The organism is Mesorhizobium sp. M7A.F.Ca.CA.003.01.2.1 (genome assembly GCF_003998945.1).
Lineage (GTDB): Bacteria > Pseudomonadota > Alphaproteobacteria > Rhizobiales > Rhizobiaceae > Mesorhizobium > Mesorhizobium ciceri.
Window position 1 is genome coordinate 1 of record NZ_RZRA01000220.1, and the last position, 6,600, is coordinate 6,600.

At 61.5% G+C, this 6,600-nt stretch carries 5 protein-coding genes and 1 pseudogene; 2 read left to right on the forward strand and 4 right to left on the reverse strand.

The window, feature by feature from the left end; translation table 11 throughout:
- The 3 genes and pseudogenes from EN969_RS11660 to EN969_RS11670 all read right to left on the reverse strand — a co-directional run.
- Positions 1–589, reverse strand: a pseudogene (locus tag EN969_RS11660) (ABC transporter permease); the annotation flags it as partial.
- On the reverse strand, positions 582–1,505 hold the full coding sequence (locus tag EN969_RS11665) for an ABC transporter permease subunit (protein WP_013532691.1): 924 nt from the start codon (positions 1,503–1,505) through the stop codon (positions 582–584). The gene EN969_RS11665 and the pseudogene EN969_RS11660, both read right to left, overlap by 8 nt.
- A 164-nt stretch (positions 1,506–1,669) precedes the next feature.
- On the reverse strand, positions 1,670–3,262 hold the full coding sequence (locus tag EN969_RS11670) for a peptide ABC transporter substrate-binding protein (RefSeq protein ID WP_013532692.1): 1,593 nt from the start codon (positions 3,260–3,262) through the stop codon (positions 1,670–1,672).
- A gap of 412 nt (positions 3,263–3,674) precedes the next feature.
- On the opposite strand from EN969_RS11670, the gene EN969_RS11675 reads away from it, so the two are divergent.
- Positions 3,675–4,088: a TadE/TadG family type IV pilus assembly protein gene (locus tag EN969_RS11675; RefSeq protein WP_174299092.1), complete on the forward strand. Its 414-nt coding sequence runs from the start codon at positions 3,675–3,677 to the stop codon at positions 4,086–4,088.
- Positions 4,089–5,870, forward strand: a complete 1,782-nt coding sequence (locus EN969_RS11680) for a TadG family pilus assembly protein (protein ID WP_013532694.1) — start codon at positions 4,089–4,091, stop codon at positions 5,868–5,870. It begins immediately after the preceding gene.
- Positions 5,871–5,880: 10 nt separating this feature from the next.
- Here EN969_RS11680 and EN969_RS11685 read toward each other — a convergent pair.
- Positions 5,881–6,600, reverse strand: a 720-nt coding sequence (locus EN969_RS11685; protein WP_206525148.1) for an alpha-glucosidase C-terminal domain-containing protein, incomplete at its 5' end; no start/stop codon positions are given.

Below are 6,600 nucleotides of genomic sequence, written 5' to 3' on the forward strand. Positions count from 1 at the left end.
CGGCCCCGTAGACCACGCCGATGACCACCGCCACGACGCCCGCGAGCAGGCCGATGGCCAGCGATATACGCCCGGCCATCAGCGTGCGCGACAACAGGTCCCGTCCGGTGTTGTCGGTGCCGAACAGGAAATATTGCTGCTTGATCGAGGCGCTCATCGTCACTTCGAGACCGTCCGGCGACTTGCTCTCGATCTTGGTGTCGTCAAAGGCATCGGATCGGTCAAGATAGCGGATGTTGCGATCGTCGATCGGCCTGGTCGACTTGACGGTGACGAAGACCTGGTTGCCTTCCTGCCGCCATTCCTTGATGTCGACCCGCATGCGCTTGATCGCTTCGGTGAGCGCCGTCTCGATCATGTCGGCCTTCGGATAGGCTGACAGGCTTGGCGGCATGCGCACATAGTCGGCATAGATGGTGGTGTATTGATGCGGCACGAACCACGGCCCGAACACGCTGACGACACCGATCAGGGCAAGGTAATACAGGCTGAACATGGCGGCGCGATTGGCCTTGAGCCGCGCCCAGGCATCCCCCCAGAGCGAACGGCCGATGACGGTGGGGGCGACTGTGGCCGCGATGTCAGTCATAGCGCACCCTCGGATCGACGACCGCGTACATGACGTCGACGATCAGGTTGAAGACAATGGTAAAGATGGCGATCACCACCACCGTTCCCATCACCAGCGTGTAGTCACGATTGAGCGCGGCATCGACGAAATAGCGGCCGACGCCTGGGATGGAGAAGATCGTCTCGACGATGACCGAGCCGGTCAGCAGTGCCGCCGCCGCCGGACCGGTGAAGGAGACGATCGGCAGGATGGCGCCGCGCAAAGCATGCTTGACCACCACCGACCAGTCGGACAGGCCCAGCGCGCGCGCCGTGCGGATGTGGTGGGACCGCAAGGATTCGATCATCGAGCCACGCATCAGCCGGGCGACGATGGCGATCTGCGGCAGGGCGAGCGTCAGCACCGGACCGACCTTGTTGATGAAAGCGCCATCGCCCCACCCACCGATCGGCAGCAGCCTCCAGGTCAGCCCGAACAGGAGTTGGATCACCGGCGCGATGACGAAGGTTGGGATGGTGCTGCCGGCCGTCGCCAGCGCGATCACCGTATAGTCGCCAAGCTTGTTCTGATTGAGCGCCGCAATGGTGCCGAGCACGGAACCGAGCAGCAGCGCCAGGACAAGCGCCGAGGCGCCGAGCTGGACCGAAATCGGCAGCCCCTTGGCGAACAGTTCGGTGACGGTGAAATCCGGCATGTTGTAGCTCGGGCCGAAATTGCCGCGCAACAGATTGCCGAGATAGTGGACGAATTGCAGCCAGAGCGGGTCGTTGAGGCCAAACTGGGCTTCGAGATTGGCCCTGATCTCGGGACTGAGCCCCCGCTCCTGGTTGAATGGACCGCCCGGCGCGACGCGCATCAGGAAAAACGCCATTGTCACGATGACGAACAGCGTTGGAATGGCGGTCAGAAGCCGCCGTAATACGTATCGCAGCATCGGTGCCCCGCTTGATCCAGAGCCGCGCGCGTCCAGTTGGACGGCCGCGCTCCAGCTTTCAAATCTTCGCACCGACATTTGCCGAAATCGAATTCCGGTACCCGGGCCGATGCGATGGCAAACCATCGCCACCGCGCCTGGAAGGCGCGGTGGCTTGGCCAGGGTTAGTCCTTGCTGACGAAGCGCGACGGATGCACGTCCATCACGTTGTCGACGAAGCCATGCAGCTTCGAGGAGACGATATCGTGGTAGCTGTAATAGAGGAGCGGTATCTGGCCGACGTCGTCGACCAGGATGCGTTCGGCGTCGGCCAGTTCCTTCATGCGCTGTTCGGGGTTGCCCCCGGCGGCGGCCGCCTTGTCCATGGCCGCTTCATAGGCCGGGCTGTTGTAGTCCGAATAATTGTTGCCGCTGGCCTTGCGCGAGATGCCGAGGAAGGTTTCCGGATCCTTGTAATCGGCGATCCAGGCGGCACGTGCCAGATCATAGTTGCCCTTCTGCTCGAGGAAGGAGTAGTGGGTCTTGGTGTCGGTGTTGAGCAGCGTGACGTCGACGCCAAGCGGCTTCAGCTGTTCCTGGATCGCCACCGCAGTGTTCTTGTGGTTTTCCGACGTGTTATAGCGGATTTCCATCTTCAGCGGCTTTTCGGGCGTATAGCCGAGTTTCTCGAGGATCTTCTTGGCCGCATCCTCGCGGTCGATCTGCGGCATGTCCGCATATTTGGCCATTGCCGGCGTGTAGCCTTCGATGCCGGGAGGCACCATTGAATAGCCGGGCAGCATCGAGTTCTGCCAGACTTTTTCGGCGAGGAAGTCGCGGTCGATCGCCATCGAGATGGCATTGCGCAGCTCTACATTATCCCACGGCGCCTTGTCGGTCTTGATCGCATAATAATAGGTGCCGAGATACGGTCCAACGTGGATCTGGTCGCCAAACTTGGTCTTGAGATCGGCGAGCTGTTCAGTCGGAAGGTCGTCGTAGCTGTCCAGTTCGCCTGCCTCGAAGCGCTTCATCGCCGAAGAGCGGTCCTCGGTCGGGATGTAGTTGACGACGTCGAACTTGACGGTCGCCGCATCCCAGAATTTCGGGTTCTTGACCAGCTTCATATGATCGTTGGGAACCCATTCGGCCAGCGTATAGGCGCCGTTCGAAACGAGATTGCCGGGCTTGATCCAATCGGCGCCGAGCTTTTCGATGGAGGCCTTGCTCACCGGATAGGTCGCCTGGTGGGTCAGCATCTCCAGGAAGTAGGGCGTCGGCGCCTTCAGCGTGACCTCCAGCGTATTTGCGTCAATCGCCTTGACGCCCATGTCCTCAGGCTTGCCCTTCTTGGTGTTGACGTCCTCCGCACCCTTTACCGGATACAGCATCGAGGCGTATTCGGCGCCGGTCGCCGGATCCTCCAGCCGGTGGAAGGCATAGACGAAATCGTCAGCCGTAACCGGGCTGCCATCCGACCACATGCCGTCCTTGCGCAGCTTGAACGTATAGACGGTTCCGTCGTCCGAAACCGTCCAGCTCTCGGCGGCACCAGGAATGAGATTGGCCTTCTGGTCCTGCATGACCAAGCCCTGGAACAGGTCGCGCAGGACATTGGCTTCGTAAACCGTCGAGGTCTTGTGCGGATCGACCGACTCCGATTCAGCGGCGGTGCCCCTGTTATAGACGGTCTCGGCAAAGGCCTGCGTGTAGAACGTCCCGGCGGCCAGCGTCATCGTCGTGGCGAACACAGTCGCCTTCAGCATGTTTTTCAGCATGAAGTTCTCCCTGTCGGCGCCGCCGTTGGCGCGCCTATTAAGTGTTGACGCCCTGGAGCCGATATCTGACCCCTTTGAGCGCGCCGCTGGTTCCCGTCCTGCGGCTCGTGCCCAGACACTAACGCGGAGAATTTTTATTTCAACAGACTCTCTGGGTCACCCAAAGTAAGGCGGACGAAAGCTATGGTGTGGCCGCTGAAACACCAGCCGAAACCAAAAGCTTGACTTGGTTTCTTCACCTCGACGCTATTTTTCACCGCGAATCGGGAGCCATGCCAGTTTGCCGGAATGTCTTAATGCGTTCTTAAGCAACCTGAGGTTACATTACGAGTACCTTCTATACGGTTCGAGCTTCAGACGCGCGGCGGCTATGAGTAACGGAGCAAGTAAATTGCCCAAAATCCGTCAACTAATGCGGAACTTTCAAGAAGAGCGCGGTACCTCTGCGGTTGAATTTGCCTTGCTTTCACCGATTTTCATTCTTCTTCTACTCGGAATGGTTGCATACGGTATATACTTCGGCGCCGCCAACTCGATCCAGCAGATCGCAGCGGATGCCGCCCGCACGGCAATTGCCGGGTTGAACCAGACCGAACGTCAAACGCTCGTAACCAGCTTCGTCACCAACAATGCCGGCGGATATCCCTTCGTGGATGTCAGCAAGTTGACCTACCAGGCCAACGACAGCACGGCCGATGGAAGCCAGTTCGTGGTGTCCATCCAATACGACGCCCGCAACCTGCCGATCTGGAACCTTTTCCCGGGCATAGCCATGCCCGGGACCACGATCAGGCGCCAGTCAACGATCAGGGTCGGGGGCATTTGAATGCTGCTGCATGCGTGCAATGGGATCGGTCGGCTTGCCCGGTTGATGCTGAGTGACAGGAAAGCGAACTTCACCGTCATGGCGGCATTGAGCGCGCCGGTGGCGCTGGCGCTGGCCGCAGTGGCCATCGACGAAGCCTCGATCTACACCGAGCGCCGCGAAGCGCAGGCAATGGTGGATCTGGCGGCGATCACCGCCGCCTCGAACATGACCAATGTCAATACAGCGGTCGTTACCACGCTGACCGACAACGGCATGCCAGGGGTTGTCGTTCAAAGCTCGGGACAGACGATCGAGCCGGCGGTCGGCAAAACCGTCGTGACGGTCACGCCCGGGCGATATGTGGCATCCGGGGCCAATGTGGGCCAGCGTTTCCAGGCCAGCATAACCCCCTACAATGCCGTCCGTGTCACCCTGAAGAAGATCCCCGCCCGCTATTTCGCGAGTTCCCTGATCCCCACTCCCGTCATCGGCACCCAAGCCACCGCCAGCATGACGCCACAGGCGACATTCTCGGTCGGATCGAGGCTCGCCAGCCTCGATGGCGGTATCCTCAACGCGCTTCTCGGCGGACTGCTCGGCAGCAACATCTCGCTCAGTGTCATGGACTACAACGCGCTGATCTCCGCGGATGTGAGCGTGCTCTCCTTCGTGGACGGCCTTGCCACACAGCTGAACCTGACCGGCGTCTCGTATTCGGATGTGCTGGCATCGAAGGCGACCGTCGGCCAGATCGCCACGGCCATGGCCAATGTGCCTGGGCTTGGCAACACGGCCAAGGTCGCCCTGCAGACGATCGCGTCCAAGTCGACCAGCACGGTCCAGATCCCGCTCAGTCATCTGGTCGATCTCGGCTCCGTCGGCAAGTTGGGCCTCGGCCAAAGGCCCGCCGGCCTCGGCGTCGACGCCAGCGCCTTGGGAATGCTGACGGCCGCCGCCGGACTGGCAAACGGTTCAAAACAGGTCGACGTCGCCCTCGGAGCCACCATTCCCGGGGTGCTGTCGACCACGCTCGCCATCGCCATCGGCGAACCACCGCAATCCTCGCCATGGCTGGCGGTTGGAGAAGCCGGCACCGTGGTTCGCACCGCGCAAACGCGCATTAAGCTGCTTGTCACGGTCGGCGTCGGCAACCCAAACCTGGGCGGCGGTATCAGCCTGCTGTCGGTCAAGCTGCCGCTGAATGTCGAAGTAGCCTACGCCGAGGCCAAGCTGACCGACATCAACTGCCCGACCGGCCCCGACAGCCTGAAGGTTACCATTGCCGCGAAGCCCGGCATCGCGGCGGTGAACCTTGCCGCCAGCGATGCCGATAACAGCCCCACCGCCTTCGCGGATTTCAGCAACCCGCAGTCGTTCTCCGACGCCAACATCGCGGATGTCAGCCTCAATCTGCTGCTGCTAAAAATCCCGCTAATACTGGTGAAGGGTTCGGCGGGTGCCGACATCACCAACGTCAGCCCGACCAACCTGGTCTTCAACAAAACCGAGATCGCCGCCAAAACCATCAAGACGACGCCGACACGGGACATTACCCAGACGCTGACAACGTCACTGGTCGACAAGTTGTCGCTTTCCGTCAATGCGCTTGGTATCCTCGGGCTTGACGTAACGGCGTTGCTCGGCACCGTGAAGCCAGCTGTGACGACGCTTCTGAAAACCGTGACCGCACCAGTCGACACATTGCTTTACAATCTACTCGATACGCTCGGCGTGCATCTCGGCGTGGCCGATGTCCGGGTCACCGGCGCGACATGCGGACGTGCCGTGCTGGTGCAGTAACGTCGGGATATCAGTCGAGCCTGCCCAAAAAGGCTCCGAGCGCTGGCAGCAAAAGCTCAGTCTCGACGACCGCGGCATTGCCATCCAGCTGCGCAACCGCTCCGATGTCCCCCGGCAACGGCCAATTGGCCGGTCCTCCGGCGAAATTGAAGACACAGAGCAGTCTTTCACCGCCGCCGTCGCGGATGAAAGCGAGCAGGTCACCCTTGGCGTCGAGAAAGCGGATCGAGCCGGATATCAGCGCCTCATGCTCCCCGCGCAAGGCCAGCGCAGCCCGGTAGGACGCGAGCACAGAGACCGTGTCGGCATTCTGGACGTCAACGGCGCGAGCGCGATGGCTGGCCGGTATCGGCAGCCAGGGCCTGGCCGTGGAGAAGCCTGCATTGTCGGCGCCGGCCTCCCACACCATCGGCGTGCGGCACCCATCCCTGCCCTTGACGCCTGGCCAGAAGCGGATGCCGACGGGATCGCGCAGATCTTCATAGGCCAGCTCCGCCTCCTCCAGCCCGAGTTCCTCGCCCTCGTAGAGGCAGATCGAGCCGCGCAGGCAGGCGAGCAGCATGATCGAGAATCTTGCGACCGCGTCGGGCTCGCTGTCCGGCCTTGTCCAGCGGCTGACATGGCGCGCCACGTCATGGTTGGAGAAGGCCCAGCAGACCCAGCCGTCGGAGACGGCCGCCTCGAAGGCTTCGACGCAGCCACGCACATGCGCAGCCGAGAACTGCGGACC